Origin of the sequence: Empedobacter tilapiae (genome assembly GCF_004785645.1) — a bacterium.
Lineage (GTDB): Bacteria > Bacteroidota > Bacteroidia > Flavobacteriales > Weeksellaceae > Empedobacter > Empedobacter tilapiae.
In genome coordinates this window covers 98410-112412 of record NZ_SRPE01000006.1, presented here as the reverse complement: position 1 = coordinate 112412, position 14003 = coordinate 98410, and the positions used below count along the sequence as shown (strand labels likewise).

The 14003-nt window shown below is 31.1% G+C and carries 13 protein-coding genes; 2 read left to right on the top strand and 11 right to left on the bottom strand.

The genetic code is table 11. The annotated features are described in order from the left end of the window. Position 1: 1 nt before the first annotated feature. The 7 genes from E4J94_RS09585 to E4J94_RS09555 all read right to left on the bottom strand — a co-directional run bounded on the left by E4J94_RS09585 (position 2) and on the right by E4J94_RS09555 (position 6255). A complete protein-coding gene (locus tag E4J94_RS09585) occupies positions 2-1291 on the bottom strand; it encodes a nucleotide sugar dehydrogenase (RefSeq protein WP_135835597.1) in 1290 nt (429 codons plus the stop codon). Between the two features lie 27 nt (positions 1292-1318). Continuing rightward, positions 1319-2287, bottom strand: coding sequence for an SDR family oxidoreductase (locus tag E4J94_RS09580; RefSeq protein WP_135835596.1), 969 nt, complete (start codon positions 2285-2287; stop codon positions 1319-1321). Positions 2288-2299: 12 nt separating this feature from the next. Next, complete coding sequence (gene rfbA / locus E4J94_RS09575) at positions 2300-3160, bottom strand: glucose-1-phosphate thymidylyltransferase RfbA (RefSeq protein WP_135835595.1); 861 nt, start codon at positions 3158-3160, stop codon at positions 2300-2302. Positions 3161-3180: 20 nt separating this feature from the next. After that, entirely contained in the window at positions 3181-3729 is a 549-nt protein-coding gene (gene rfbC, locus E4J94_RS09570; RefSeq protein WP_135835594.1) for a dTDP-4-dehydrorhamnose 3,5-epimerase, read from the bottom strand. Further along, positions 3729-4745 carry an NAD-dependent epimerase/dehydratase family protein gene (locus E4J94_RS09565; RefSeq protein ID WP_135835593.1) on the bottom strand — a complete coding sequence of 339 codons (1017 nt, stop codon included), beginning with the start codon at positions 4743-4745 and terminating at the stop codon, positions 3729-3731. Before E4J94_RS09565 ends, rfbC begins: the two co-directional genes overlap by 1 nt. Next, positions 4745-5164, bottom strand: a complete 420-nt coding sequence (locus tag E4J94_RS09560; RefSeq protein WP_135835592.1) for an adenylyltransferase/cytidyltransferase family protein — start codon at positions 5162-5164, stop codon at positions 4745-4747. Before E4J94_RS09560 ends, E4J94_RS09565 begins: the two co-directional genes overlap by 1 nt. A 98-nt stretch (positions 5165-5262) precedes the next feature. Then, a complete protein-coding gene (locus tag E4J94_RS09555; protein ID WP_135835591.1) occupies positions 5263-6255 on the bottom strand; it encodes a mannose-1-phosphate guanylyltransferase in 993 nt (330 codons plus the stop codon). 328 nt (positions 6256-6583) lie between these two features. Between E4J94_RS09555 and E4J94_RS09550 the strand changes: the two genes are divergently transcribed. After that, the gene (locus E4J94_RS09550) at positions 6584-9739 is read left to right on the top strand and encodes a GEVED domain-containing protein (protein WP_135835590.1); all 3156 of its coding nucleotides are present in this window, start codon (positions 6584-6586) and stop codon (positions 9737-9739) included. After that, positions 9739-9978 carry a hypothetical protein gene (locus E4J94_RS09545; RefSeq protein WP_135835589.1) on the top strand — a complete coding sequence of 80 codons (240 nt, stop codon included), beginning with the start codon at positions 9739-9741 and terminating at the stop codon, positions 9976-9978. The genes E4J94_RS09550 and E4J94_RS09545 overlap by 1 nt, the downstream gene beginning before the upstream one ends. 76 nt (positions 9979-10054) lie before the next feature. On the opposite strand, the gene pyk is transcribed toward E4J94_RS09545, so the two are convergent. The 4 genes from pyk to fabF are packed head-to-tail and all read right to left on the bottom strand — an operon-like array spanning position 10055 to position 14000. Continuing rightward, positions 10055-11497 (bottom strand): pyruvate kinase, encoded by a 1443-nt coding sequence (gene pyk / locus E4J94_RS09540; RefSeq protein WP_135835588.1) that lies wholly within the window; start codon positions 11495-11497, stop codon positions 10055-10057. A gap of 34 nt (positions 11498-11531) precedes the next feature. Continuing rightward, positions 11532-11990, bottom strand: coding sequence for an IPExxxVDY family protein (locus E4J94_RS09535; protein WP_135835587.1), 459 nt, complete (start codon positions 11988-11990; stop codon positions 11532-11534). A 4-nt stretch (positions 11991-11994) separates the two neighbouring features. After that, positions 11995-12747, bottom strand: coding sequence for a ribonuclease III (gene rnc, locus E4J94_RS09530; protein WP_135835586.1), 753 nt, complete (start codon positions 12745-12747; stop codon positions 11995-11997). Then, positions 12747-14000 carry a beta-ketoacyl-ACP synthase II gene (gene fabF, locus E4J94_RS09525; RefSeq protein ID WP_135835585.1) on the bottom strand — a complete coding sequence of 418 codons (1254 nt, stop codon included), beginning with the start codon at positions 13998-14000 and terminating at the stop codon, positions 12747-12749. Before fabF ends, rnc begins: the two co-directional genes overlap by 1 nt. Positions 14001-14003: the final 3 nt, after the last annotated feature.

Here is a 14003-nt window from a genome sequence, read left to right as displayed (position 1 = left end):
TTTACAATCTATTATCGCATTCTACTAAAATTCCTTTTACATCATAGATAACACCACCATCTTTTAAGTATTGTGTTAAATCTAAATTTGTAAATTCTTTATGAGCGACTGTTAAAATAATAGCATCATATTTTTCATCTGACAATTCATTAACTATTGACATTCCATATTCATATGTTACTTCTGCAGGGTTTGCCCAAGGATCGAAAGTTGTTACATTTAAAGAATAATCTTGTAATGCTTCGATAACATCAACTGCTTTTGTATTACGAACATCTGGGCAGTTTTCTTTAAATGTTATACCTAAGTTCAATACTTTAGCTCCATTTACTTTGATATCTTTTTTAATCATTGTTTTTACAACTTGAGAAGCTACATATTGCCCCATCGAGTCATTCAAACGTCTACCAGCTAAAATAATTTCTGGATGATATCCTTTTTCTTGTGCTTTTTGTGCTAAATAATATGGATCTACACCAATACAGTGACCTCCAACTAAACCTGGTTTAAATGGTAAGAAATTCCATTTTGTACCTGCTGCTTCTAAAACTGCATGTGTATCAATATCTAATAAATTGAAAATTTTTGCTAACTCATTAACAAAAGCAATATTGATATCTCTTTGCGAATTCTCTATTACTTTAGCGGCTTCCGCAACTTTAATTGTTGGAGCTAAATGCGTTCCTGCAACAATCACTGACTTGTAAATATCATTTACAATTACTCCAATTTCCGGTGTAGAACCTGAAGTCACCTTAAGAATTTTCTCTACTGTATGTTCTTTATCTCCTGGATTGATACGTTCTGGTGAATAGCCTGCAAAGAAATCTTCATTAAACTTAAGTCCAGAAATTTTTTCTAAAACAGGAATACATTCTTCTTCCGTAACTCCTGGATAAACCGTTGATTCATAAATTACGATATCTCCTTTTGATAAAACTTTTCCAACTGTTTCAGAAGATTTATATAATGGAGTTAAATCAGGACGATTGTGTTTATCAACAGGTGTTGGTACTGTTACAACATAAATATTTGCATCTTTAATATCATCCAAATTATTTGAACAATACAATCCATTCGAATTAGTTTTAAAAGGATTTTCTTTCATCAAAACTGATTGTAAAACCTCATCTTCAACTTCCAATGTATGATCCGTCCCTTGATTTAATTCTTCAATTCGTTTTTGATTAATATCAAATCCTACTACAGGATACTTAGTTGCAAATAAACGTGCTAAAGGCAATCCTACATACCCTAACCCTATAATCGCTATTTTATGTTGTTTACTCATTGAGTTTTTATTTTTGTTACTTTTCTTTTATTTCAAATTATCCCAATACCATTTTACAGCTTCCTTTAAGCCTTTATCAATCGTATGAGTAGGTTCGTAACCTAATAATGTTTTCGCTTTTTCTATAGATGCTAGCGAATGAGGAATATCTCCAATACGATTTGGTCCATGAATTGCTTCTACATTTGCAATATCAGCATCGTATTCGCTTAAATATTCACGTAAATATTTCACTAAATCATTCAAAGTAGTTCTATCTCCTACTGCTGTATTATAAACTGTATTTGTTGCCTCTTCATTTTCTGTTAACATTGCACGTTCATTCATTTGAATGACATTATCAATGTAAGTAAAATCGCGAGAGTAATCTCCTGTTCCGTTTATCTTTGGAGATTCGTGGTTCATAAATTGTTTTACAAACAACGGTATAACAGCTGCATATGCTCCATTCGGATCTTGACGACGACCAAATACGTTAAAATAACGCAATCCTATACATGATAAGTTATAAGTTTTGCTGAATATATCTGCATATAACTCATTCACATATTTTGTAATTGCATAAGGAGAAAGTGGTTTTCCAATAATGTCTTCTACTTTCGGTAAATTTTCTGAATCTCCATACGTTGATGAAGAGGCTGCATAAACAAAACGTTTAACACCCGCATCACGAGCAGCAACTAACATATTCAAAAAACCTGAAACGTTCACCTCATTAGAAGTTATTGGATCATTAATAGAACGAGGCACTGATCCTAAAGCTGCTTGATGCAACACATAATCTACATCTTTTACTGCCTTGTGGCATGTTTCTAAATCACGTATATCACCTTCTATTAATTTATAATTTTGATTTGTAAAAAAAGGTTCTACATTATGACGATGCCCTGTTGCAAAGTTATCTAAACAAGTTACTTTATAATCTTTTCCTAAAAAGTATTCTGTTAAATTAGACCCGATGAACCCTGCACCTCCTGTGATTAATATGTGCTTCATTACAATTTTGTTTTATTTTATAATTTTCATCAAATATTCGCCGTAGCCACTTTTTTTCAAGGGCTCTGCAATTTTGATTAATTGTTCTTTATTAATATATCCCATTCGATAAGCAACCTCTTCGATTGCTCCAATTTTCATTCCTTGACGTTCTTCTATCACTTGAACAAATTGACCTGCTTGCATCAACGAATTTATTGTTCCTGTATCCAACCAAGCTGTTCCTCTGTTGAATACTCCAACTTTTAATTTTCCTCTTTTTAGATACTCTGCATTTACATCTGTGATTTCTAATTCTCCACGAGAAGAAGGTTGTATATTTTTTGCTATTTCAACCACATCATTATCATAAAAATACAATCCTGGAACGGCATAATTAGACTTTGGTTTTATTGGTTTTTCTTCAATCGAGACTACTTGATTCTCTTCATTAAATTCTACCACTCCATATCTTTCTGGATCGCTCACTTGATAAGCAAAAACTACGCCACCATTTGGATCTGAAGAATCTTGTAATAATTTAGACATTCCAGAAGCATAAAAAATATTATCTCCTAAAATCAAAGCGACTTTATCATTCCCTATAAAATCTTCTCCTAAAATAAAAGCTTGTGCTAGCCCATCAGGACTTGGTTGTTCTTTGTAAAAAAATTTACATCCAATTTGAGAACCATCTCCTAACAATTTTTCGAAATGAGGTAAATCGTGAGGTGTAGATATAATTAGAATCTCATTGATTCCTGCTAACATTAATGTCGACAATGGATAATAAATCATTGGTTTATCATACACTGGCATTAATTGTTTACTAACAGCTAATGTTAATGGATGTAAACGTGTTCCAGAGCCCCCTGCCAATATTATTCCTTTCATTTTTATGGTTTAAAAGTTGATTATTTATTTTTGAATGTAGAAAACGATTGAGCTTCTTGATCTTTCTCAGATATAATCATCTGATTAATTGCTATTTGCCAATCTATATTTAATTCATCATCTAAAGGATTTACTCCATCCTCAGAGGCTTTGTTATAGTTATTATCACATTTATAAAAAAATGTAGCTTTCTCTGAAATAACCGAAAAACCGTGCAAAAAACCTCTTGGTATAAATAGTTGCTTTTTATTATCTACAGATAGTTCAATCGCTACAGATTCTCCATATGTTTCAGAATTTGGACGAACATCAACAGCTACATCAATTACACTTCCTTCTATTACTCGGACTAATTTTGCCTGAGCATATTCTCCTGTTTGCATGTGTAATCCGCGAACTACGCCATATGAAGAACGAGATTGATTATCTTGAACAAAAGTAGGTTTATAACCTAGAATTTCTTCCAACTTATTTTCATTGTATGATTCAAAAAAATAACCTCTTGAATCTTCGAAAACTGTTGGTTCTAAAATAAAACATCCTTTTAATTTTGTTTCTGTTACTTTCATTATTTATGATAATATTTTTTATACCATTTCACAAAATTAGAAACACCTTCTTCAACTGGAATGCTTGGATTATAATCAAACTTTTCTTTTAAATCACTTACATCTGCCCAAGTTTGATTCACATCTCCTGCCTGCATTGGATACATTTCTAAAATTGCTTTTTCTCCTGTTGAATTTTCTATTTCTGTAATAAAATCCATTAGTTGAACTGGCTTACTATTTCCTATATTATATAGTTGATATTTTTCATTTAAATCATCATTTTCAAGAACCTTATCAATTCCTTGAATAATATCATCGATATATGTAAAATCTCTTGATAAATCACCATGATTAAACACTTTTAAAGGCTGATGATTTAAGATTGCATTCGTAAACAAAAACATTGCCATATCTGGACGTCCCCATGGTCCATAAACTGTAAAGAAACGCAATCCTATTGTTTGAATATTATATAAGTGACTATATGCGTGAGCCATTAACTCGTTTGCTTTTTTTGTAGCAGCATATAAACTAATTGGATGATCTACATTCTGTGTAGTAGAAAATGGAACATCAGAAGAATTCCCGTATATGCTTGAGCTGCTTGCATAAAGCATTTTTTTAACATTTTGATGACGGCAACATTCTAATATATTTAAAAATCCAATCAAGTTACTTTGACCATAAGCATCAGGATTTTCTATACTATATCGGACTCCAGCTTGTGCTGCCAAGTTAATTACTACATCAAATTTATAGCTGTTGAATAAATTCTCTAACGCTTGACGATCTTCTAAATTCATTCGATAGAAAATCATCTTTTCTTCATATTTTGAAGAAATTATTTTTTGACTAAAATTTGTAGCAAACTCTTGATCAATTCCTAATTCTTTTAATCGATCATATTTTAACTGAACATCGTAATAATCATTAACATTATCAATTCCAATAACTTGAATATTTTTGTTAATTAATTTTTCAGCTAAATGATAACCTATAAAACCCGCTACACCAGTTATAAGTATTGTTTTCATTATTTATCCTTTTCGGAAGTTGCTACAACTTTTCTCAATCCTGAACTTGAAAAGCGATGCGAACGTTTATTGTAGTAAATCTGAATATTATTATCTAAACAATATTGTTTTCCTGTAAAGTCTATATTTCTATATTCTTCTCCAATAATTCTTATTTTAATTGGTAAAGCACTTAACATATCAAACAAGTCTTGTTCTGTTTCGTAAGGTATAATTTCATCAACATATCGACATCCTTCTAGTTGAATGTATCGTTCTACAATTGATTGAGTAGGACAATTTTTAGAAGGATCTACAGATGTAGGATCTGTATTAAGTCCTACGATTAGATAATCGCATTGTCTTTTGGCTTCTTCAAGCATCATTACATGACCTGCATGGAGCAAATCAAATATTCCGAAAGTAATTCCTATCGTCATTTATAATATTGTTGGAGCCACAAATTTAAGGAATAATATTGGATTATGTTTAAGGAATTAACCATTAAAAAAAGCGCTTTAGAGAGCGCTTTTTAATGTTATATTAATTCTGAATTTCTTTTTTCTAAATGTGTATAAACATTCTTAACTTCTTGTGAATATTCTTTTTGAAGAATTAAATTTGCTGTTGGAGTATTTACAAAAATGGTATTCTGCACCCCTACAAAAGATGTATAAACTTCTGTTCCTATTACCATGTTTCCATTTCGATCTACATAATGTCCATTTAACACAAAATAGTCATAAAGTGACTCGAATGATCCTAAATCATTCCATACAAATTTTGCTGGAACAACTTTTATTTTTTTGCTTCGTTCCATTACTGCATAATCAATACTATTAGATGGAATATTCATTGAAAGCTCTTCATCCAATCCTCCATTTATATTTTCTTTCCAAGCTATTTTTGAGGTTTCGTAAATCTCTTTCTCAAATTTTTTCAATTCTTTCAACAAAACTTTAGCTTTGAAACAGAACATTCCGCTATTCCATAAAAAATTTCCCTGCTCTATAAAATCTTGCGCTGTAATATGATTTGGTTTTTCACGGAAAGATAACACATTATCTCCTCTATGTTCAATATATCCATATCCAGTTTCAGGTCGAGTTGCATGTACCCCAAATGTAACTATATGATCTTTTTCAGCTAAATCTATTGCTTTATTCATAGCTTCTTGATAAGCTTCCATATCTTCTATTAGATGATCAGAAGGTGTTACAATTAAAATATCATCCTCTTCAACTGCTAACGCTGCAAAAGCTATTGCAGCAGCTGTATTACGAGGAACTGCCTCTATGATTTTAGTACATTCAACATCAAGCTTGTCTAAAACTTCTTGGCTTAAATGATCATTATCCTTGTTTCCAATAACCATTAATTTATCCGCAATCGGGCGATTACGTTGAATCGTTAATTCAAACAATGATTGTTCATTAAATAAAGGTAAATACTGTTTTGGATGACTTTTTCTTGAAAGTGGCCAAAGTCTACTTCCTACTCCTCCAGACAATATCACATTATAAATACACATAAATTCTTCTAATTGCGAACTAGCAAAGTTACAAAATCCTTTTTAGATTAAATTTATTTACTTTTGATTTATTTGTTTTATTTCTTTACCTTCATCTATTTTAAAACCACTATATTAGTCTTTATAAAAAAGGGAAATATTTAAATATATTTTAAAAAAACATCAATGTCTATTTAGAAATAAACAGATAAGGCAATCGAAAAACTACTCGAAAAACTACCCTCTTCTAAAAAAAACTACCCTTAAACAATAAAACAACTACCCTATATGAATGAAAATTCTATTTTAAAAATTTAAAACCTTTGTATCAATATTAAAATTAATTCCAATGAAAAGAAATTTACTTTACTTTAAGTTATTCTCCTTTTTACTCATATCGAGTAATTATGTCAATGCGCAACAGTCAAAAATATGGACATGTAGTGCAGATGAAATCAGAGAAGATATGTTTAAACAAAATCCTGATTTAAAGAAAATATATGAGACAAAACAAGAAGAATTTAGAGTTCTCAAAAAAACAGAACTAAATGGACGAAAAGAACTTAAGGCAAATCAAATAATTGAAATTCCTATTGTTATACATGTTTTAAATGATGGAACAGGTAAATACACTCCTACAGACTCTCAAATTCATAATTGGATCGCGAGAGCAAATGCTATCTTTGACGGTACTGCACAAGATATAAAAGGCCCAGATGAAGGTGGAACAACATTACCTATTCGCTTAGTTCTAGCAAAAAGAAGCCCAGCCAACACAACTACAAATGGTATTATTAATCATGATTTATCTAACAACTCTACTTATGTTAATTATGGCGTTAATGGAAAAGGACTAACGAACCAATATTTAAATGATACTTATAATTGGGATTCTAATTCGTATTACAATATCTACATTACAAATATGATTGATGGAGTAAATCCATCAAATACAACAGGTGCTTATACAGCAGGTTTTGCATATTACCCTGGTGGAGGTTTAGATTTATCTGTAATGCTTTACCATGTAGCAATCAACAATATAGATACAACTTTTGCACATGAAATGATGCATGCATTTAATGTCGCACATCCTTTTAATGGTGGAGATGGAAATGGAGTAAATTGCGGTAGCTTAACAAATGATGAGATAGAAGATACTCAAAACATAAGAAGCGGTTTATTTTTTGGAAACCCAAATAACTCTTTTAATCAATACAAAACATATCCCACAATTTACCAAACCATTAACGACTGTTCTAATACTCCATTTGACCATACATTGGTTAACATGATGAATTACGGCAGAAACCTTGATCGTTTTACTCCTGGACAAGGAGACAGAGCGTTAGATGCTATCTATTTCTTTAGATCTTCGTTTCTTACATCACTTGCTTTAGTTGAACCTACAACTATTAATAATATTCCTATTGAATCTTGTCAAGTACAAGGAAATATAGGTCATTTAAATTTTGATAAAGTAGAATTTAATACTTTATCAAAAAAAGGTATCAACTATAAGGTATACAATGATTATAGTAAAAGCAATAATATAAATACAGCTTATATTACAGAGGTTACAGAAGGACAAAACTATCAATTAAATATAACAACAAGAGCCAATCCTAACATAAGAAAAGTTTTTGTTTATATTGATTATAACGGTAATGGTATTTTCGAAGCAAACGAAGTTGCTCTTTCCAACCATGATTTAGCAAACAATATTATTGACATTTCCACAAATATTAACATTCCTACGACAGCTCTAAAAAACACACCACTTAGAATGAGAGTTGTTGGTGATTTATCTAATATATACAATGGATATCAACATATAACTTACGGAGCTTGTGACTCTCGAGTAGCTGGCCAAGTAGAAGATTTTACTATCATTGTAAAAGAAGCTTCTTCTACTATTTGGAATGGTACTACTTGGTCTACAGGAGAACCTACAGAAACGAAAGAAGCTATTGTTCGTGGAGACTTAATTCTAAATTCTACTGAAAAAATTATTACTAATAAATTCACTTTAGAAAGCGGCTCTGTAAAACTTAACAACTACTCTACTATTATTTCTCCTATCATAGAAAATAAATTATCAGCAGATAAATTTATTGTAACAGGAAACAACAGTGGATTATTGCAACGGGGAAATAATACATCAACGATTGGAGAATTTACAATTATCCAGGAAAGTTCTCCTATGATATTTAATGATGCTGCTTTATGGTCATCGCCAGTCAAAAATCAAAATCTTAAAGATTTCTCTCCAAATACATTATTAAAGAGATTTTATAAATATAACGAAACAACAAACAAGTTTGCTAGTTTGTTTGTGTATGATGAATTATATCCAAATTCCGATCTAAAAAATCCTGCTACATATAATTTCGAACCTGGTGTTGGATACCATATTCGTGTAGGTACTGATTTCCCTACAACTAAACCAGGTAAAACATATGTTGGTAAATTCATTGGAGAATTAAACTCAGGTGTTTTCAATGTTAATGTTACAAAGAATAACTTCGGATACAATCTGATTGGTAATCCTTATCCTGCTCCAATAATTGCTGATAATATATTAAACAATAACCCAAGTATTAATGCATTATATTTTTGGACGCAAGAGTCTCCTTTAACTGCAAATGGATATGCAAGTAACAATTATGCTTCTTATACTTTAGCTGGAGGTGTACAAGCTGCTGCTGGAGGGAAAATTCCTAATGGAAATATTGCAATTGGTCAAGGTTTTTTCGTAGAAATGAATACCGCAAATAGTCTATTCTTACACAATAATTTTACAGGATGGAACGATCAAGCAATTTTTCATAAAAATGAAGAAGCTATAAAACGTATCAGATTAAATTTATTCGAAAATACAATTGCTAAAAACCAAATTTTAATTAGTTACATGGCTAATGCAACGAATGGTTTTGATAATCAAATTGATGGAAAAATAAATAGAATGTTTAATGGATCTACTTTATACTCGATTATAGATGGTTCTACTGAAAAATATGTTATACAAGGTCGTGCTCCATTTAAAACTGATGACAGTGTTAAATTAGGTTTTGAAGCAAAAGAAAATGCAACATATACTATAAAACTGAATAATACCGAGAACCTAGACAATCAATCTATTTTCTTAAAAGATAAAACTCTTAATCAAATTATTGATTTAACGAAAGATTACTACACATTCGATTCTCAATCAGGTATTTATAATGATCGTTTTGAAATTATTTACACAAACAAAACGCTGACAACTAACGAATTAAATAAACAAAACGTTCAATTATTTATCGATAATGGAGCAATTACATTAAAATCTCCGAAAGAAATTAATTTTATTGAAGTTTATGATATTTCAGGAAGAAAAGTTCTTGAAAAAAATACTTCTTCGAAACAAGTTGTTTTATCAGAATTAAAAAAGAATAATCAAATCTTATTGATCAAAGTCTCAACTACCGACTCTAAAACACTAACAATAAAAACTGTATTCTAATGAAAAAACTAATAATATTATTTAGTCTAATATTTTCATCATTTGGTTATGCAAATGATGAAAATGAAATCTCATTTTTCTCTAATCAAGCTGGATCAAACGATATTGGAACTGTTGATGATCCTGATGATCCAAATAGTACACCAATAAATGAATCTGCTTATCTTTTACTTATAGTTGCGACTGGTACAGGCTTTATTTATTATAGAAATAAATCTTTAAAAGCTTATCGTTATTAATAAATTCCATTTTAATTCAATAAAAAACCTCTCAGAAATTGAGAGGTTTTTTTATTGAAAATATTGTTTTTGAATTTTAAATCATCGAAATACGTAACGTATTCGTAATTCCTTTTTCAAATGCTGGCATTGCATTAAGGTTGATTATATAATCACCATATTCTACATAACCTGCATTTTTAGCTAAAATATTTACCTCCGTTACTGTCTGATCTGTAGAAGTATCACGTGGATCATAATTAATTGCTTTTACTCCCCATAATAGATTCAACATTCGATTTATTCGTACACTAGGATTAAATACTAAAATAAACGAATTTGGACGGTGTGATGATATTTGAAAAGCTGTGTAACCTGAATATGTTAAAGTAGCAATTGCTTTAGCACCAGTATCCTCAGCCATCTTTGCAGCATTATAACAAACCATATCTGTTACAAAACGTTCGTTTTTAATCTTTGGTTTATGTTCTGGCACATGAACGTGTTCATCATCTTCAACAGTTTGAAGAATCTTCGTCATTTTTTCAATCACTTGAATTGGATATTGACCAACAGATGTTTCTCCTGACAACATTACTGCATCAGCTCCGTCAAAAACTGCATTGGCAACATCCGAAACTTCTGCGCGAGTCGGAGTTAAACTCGAAATCATTGTTTCCATCATCTGTGTTGCAACAATAACTGGTTTACGTGCTAATTTAGCTTTATCAATTAATTGTTTCTGAGCTTTTGGTACTATTTCAAAAGGCACTTCTACACCTAAGTCTCCACGAGCAACCATTAATCCATCAGAATATTCTAAAATTTCATCGATATTTTCTAATGCTTCTGGTTTTTCTATTTTAGAAATAATTGGAATTTTCAATGTTCCATTTTCTTTTATAAAATCAGATAAATCTTTTACATCTTGTCCTGAACGAACAAAAGATAACGCAAACCAATCAACACGATTTTCAATCGCAAATTTAGCATCTTCTTTATCTTTCTCTGTTAGGGCAGGTAAAGAAATATTTGTATTTGGTAAATTAACTCCTTTTTTTGAACGTAATGGACCTCCTTGAATTGTTTCTGCTTTAACAGTATCAGTTCCATTTGTTTCAATAACTTTAAAAATTAATTTTCCATCATCAATTAAAATATTCTCTCCTACTTTTACATCCTGAGCAAACTTTTTGTATGTCATAAAAACTTTTTCTTTTGTTCCTACAACATCTTCATTTGTAAATGTTAAAATTTCACCTGAATTGATGATGAAATCTTCGTGCTCCATTTTTCCAATACGCAACTTAGGCCCTTGTAAATCTGCTAAAATTGCTGTATTGTATCCATTATCATTATTTAGCTGATGAATCATTTCAATTTTACTTTTCACATCAGCATAGTCAGCATGTGAAAAGTTTATTCGGAACACATCTGTTCCTTTTTTCATCATTTCTAATATAATCTCTGGACTTTCTGTTGCCGGACCTAGAGTCGCGACAATTTTTGTCTTTTTAAGATAATTTCTATCGTAAATCATAATTTTTTTCCCTTATTTTATGCACAATATTTTGTTAGAAAACCAATTGATCTGCATTACTAATCAAATCGACATCTATTTTTTTGATCACTTTTATAAAATCTTTTTCGAAGAATGGAAGTTGAAGATATTCAATATCATCTTCCCATCCTGAGATTTTCACAATATAATTACAGTCCTTATAATTCGGAACAAGTATAATACTCTCTTTGAAAAGATTTGATAAATCTACTTCATTTTTTTTAAAATCAGATTGATTTGGTGTATTTTTAATGATATGATAATCTATTTTGTTTGCTTCATCTAACCATTCATAAGTCTCAAAATAGTAGGTATGATTCTCTAACAAAATATCTAAATCGTGAATACGCTGAAATCGCGTATCAAAAGTAGAGTTTAGGTGAAAAATAAACTGTGTTGAAGTATCAAAACTTGAATTTACACCTATTAGATGAAAATCTATCCAATCATCATATAAGAGTAATTCTGCCATTTTACTAAACTTTTTCTATTTTCTTTTGTAGCGAATAATAAGCGCGTTTTGCTGCGCTCTCTTCTGCTTTCTTTTTTGAAGTTCCTCTTCCTTTCGAGACAACTTTATCATTGAGACGAATAACTGATACAAAAACCTGAAGATCCTCAGCATTTTGTTCTTCAAAAGTATTGAATCTTATTGTATTTCTCGTTTTTTGACTCCACTCCAAAATCAATGATTTATGACTTGTAATGGTATGTTCTAAACGTTCTAAATCCGCATAAGGGTCAATAATTTTGATCTGAATAAACTTTTGGACAGCATCTATTCCTCCATCTACATAAATTGCACCAACCAAAGCTTCTAGCATATCTCCATTTACATCTTCACCTAAATTATTGTGATTGTTCATTGGATCCAAATAGTCTAACAAGCCAAGTTGTTTAGAAACTGCATTTAATTGTTTACGAGAAACAATTTTAGAACGCATCTTTGTTAAATAACCTTCTTGTTGATCTGGTGCTTTATAGTATAAATGCACTGCTGCAGAAGCACCAAGTAATGCATCTCCTAAAAACTCTAATCTTTCAAAATTTATACTGTTTCCATTTTCGTCTTTTTTCTGAGCTGATCTGTGGGTAAATGCTTCTTTAAAAACCTCAACATTCTGAGGAGTATAACCCAAGATCGATTTCAAAAATTTCAAAAAAGGATCAGATGAATTTGAATCATCACGATGATTTTTAAAAGAAAATAATTTTTTTAAGAAAGACATTACTTATACTTCTTAAATATCACACAAGCATTGTGACCACCAAAACCAAAAGTATTACTCAATGCATAATCTACATTTTTCTCTTTTGCTTTGTTAAATGTATAATCAATTTTAGGATCAAGATTTTCATCATCCGTAAAATGATTAATTGTTGGTGGAACGATACTGTTATTGATTGCTCCAATAGCCGAAATCGCTTCAATAATCCCTGCACCACCTAATAAGTGACCAGTCATAGATTTTGTTGAATTGATTTGAATATTATAAGCATGTTCTCCAAATAATTTTTGAATTGCTTTAGATTCTGCAATATCTCCTAATCCAGTCGATGTACCGTGCATATTGATATGATCTACATCTTCTACGTTGATATTTGCATCTAATAAAGCTTCTCTCATCACATTTAATGCTCCTAATCCTTCTGGATGTGGTGCTGTAATATGGTGAGCATCTGCTGTCATTCCTGTTCCTACTAATTCAGCATAAATTGTAGCTCCACGTGCAATTGCATGTTCGTATTCTTCTAAAATAATACTTCCAGCTCCTTCTCCCATAACGAAACCATCGCGGTCTTTGTCGAATGGACGAGAAGCAGTTTGTGGATCATCATTTCGTGTAGATAATGCATGTAATGCATTGAAACCTCCAATACTTGCAGCTGTAATCGCAGCTTCTGACCCTCCTGCAACAATTGCATCAGCTTTTCCAAGTCTTAATAACATGTAAGCATCAATAATTGCGTTTGTAGAAGAGGCACATGCCGAAACAGTTGTATAATTAGGTCCCATAAGACCAAATTCCATTGAAATATGACCAGGCGTGATATCTGCAATCATCTTAGGGATAAAGAAAGGATTGAAACGAGGTGTTCCATTTCCTGTAGCATAATTAGAAACTTCTTCTTCAAAAGTTTTAATTCCACCAATACCAGATCCCCATATAACGCCGATACGCTCTTTGTTTACATTTGCATCTTCTAAGATTCCACTGTGTTTTATTGCTTCTCTAGCTGCAATAATTCCCAATTGGGCACAACGGTCAATTTTTCTTGCCTCTTTACGATCAAAATGATCTTCGATATTGAAGTTTTTGATCTCACAAGCAAATTGTGTCTTAAAAAGAGTTGCGTCAAAAAGCGTAATAGGCGCAGCGCCACTTACACCATTCACTAATCCATTCCAATATTCTTGGTATGTATTTCCGATTGGTGTTAGCGCGCCTAAACCTGTTACTACTACTCTTTTTAATTCCATAAA

What these genes read in the sequence shown, in the direction of transcription:
- E4J94_RS09585 (WP_135835597.1), bottom strand. Translation starts at nt 1,291, where the DNA reads ATGAGTAAACAACATAAAATAGCGATTATAGGGTTAGGGTATGTAGGA.
- E4J94_RS09580 (WP_135835596.1), bottom strand. Translation starts at nt 2,287, where the DNA reads ATGAAGCACATATTAATCACAGGAGGTGCAGGGTTCATCGGGTCTAAT.
- rfbA (WP_135835595.1), bottom strand. Translation starts at nt 3,160, where the DNA reads ATGAAAGGAATAATATTGGCAGGGGGCTCTGGAACACGTTTACATCCA.
- rfbC (WP_135835594.1), bottom strand. Translation starts at nt 3,729, where the DNA reads ATGAAAGTAACAGAAACAAAATTAAAAGGATGTTTTATTTTAGAACCA.
- E4J94_RS09565 (WP_135835593.1), bottom strand. Translation starts at nt 4,745, where the DNA reads ATGAAAACAATACTTATAACTGGTGTAGCGGGTTTTATAGGTTATCAT.
- E4J94_RS09560 (WP_135835592.1), bottom strand. Translation starts at nt 5,164, where the DNA reads ATGACGATAGGAATTACTTTCGGAATATTTGATTTGCTCCATGCAGGT.
- E4J94_RS09555 (WP_135835591.1), bottom strand. Translation starts at nt 6,255, where the DNA reads ATGTGTATTTATAATGTGATATTGTCTGGAGGAGTAGGAAGTAGACTT.
- E4J94_RS09550 (WP_135835590.1), top strand. Translation starts at nt 6,584, where the DNA reads ATGAAAAGAAATTTACTTTACTTTAAGTTATTCTCCTTTTTACTCATA.
- E4J94_RS09545 (WP_135835589.1), top strand. Translation starts at nt 9,739, where the DNA reads ATGAAAAAACTAATAATATTATTTAGTCTAATATTTTCATCATTTGGT.
- pyk (WP_135835588.1), bottom strand. Translation starts at nt 11,497, where the DNA reads ATGATTTACGATAGAAATTATCTTAAAAAGACAAAAATTGTCGCGACT.
- E4J94_RS09535 (WP_135835587.1), bottom strand. Translation starts at nt 11,990, where the DNA reads ATGGCAGAATTACTCTTATATGATGATTGGATAGATTTTCATCTAATA.
- rnc (WP_135835586.1), bottom strand. Translation starts at nt 12,747, where the DNA reads ATGTCTTTCTTAAAAAAATTATTTTCTTTTAAAAATCATCGTGATGAT.
- fabF (WP_135835585.1), bottom strand. Translation starts at nt 14,000, where the DNA reads ATGGAATTAAAAAGAGTAGTAGTAACAGGTTTAGGCGCGCTAACACCA.